Source organism: Emticicia agri, from assembly GCF_004168285.1.
GTDB classification, from domain to species: domain Bacteria; phylum Bacteroidota; class Bacteroidia; order Cytophagales; family Spirosomataceae; genus Emticicia; species Emticicia agri.
In genome coordinates, this window is the sequence record NZ_SEWF01000149.1 from 1 (window position 1) to 304 (window position 304).

General features: G+C 45.1%; 1 protein-coding gene. It reads left to right on the forward strand.

Annotation, left to right across the window (positions count from 1 at the left end; translation table 11 throughout):
- Nucleotides 1-304: immunoglobulin domain-containing protein (locus tag EWM59_RS28105; RefSeq protein ID WP_207220077.1), on the forward strand; the 304-nt coding region annotated here is incomplete at both ends.

Genomic DNA, 304 nt, shown 5'->3' on the forward strand with positions numbered 1-304 from the left:
GGCACAAGTATAGTTTTATCAAGTGTAGGCACTTACAGCATTACAGCCACCTGTACAGTTGGGTCTTGTACAAGTGTGCCAAGTGCAGCAGTCACAGGTTTGCAGATTGTCAGTCAACCCTTGGCAATAGCAGCTAATACTGGTCCTTATAGCATAGGTCAAACAATTCAATTAACTGCTTCCGGGGGGGGTGCTTATAGTTGGTCGGGGCCTGTTGCATTCAATAGTTCAAGTCAGAACCCTACTATTCCCAATGCGCAATCAGGTAATGCAGGGATTTATACAGTTACAGTAACCAATGGTG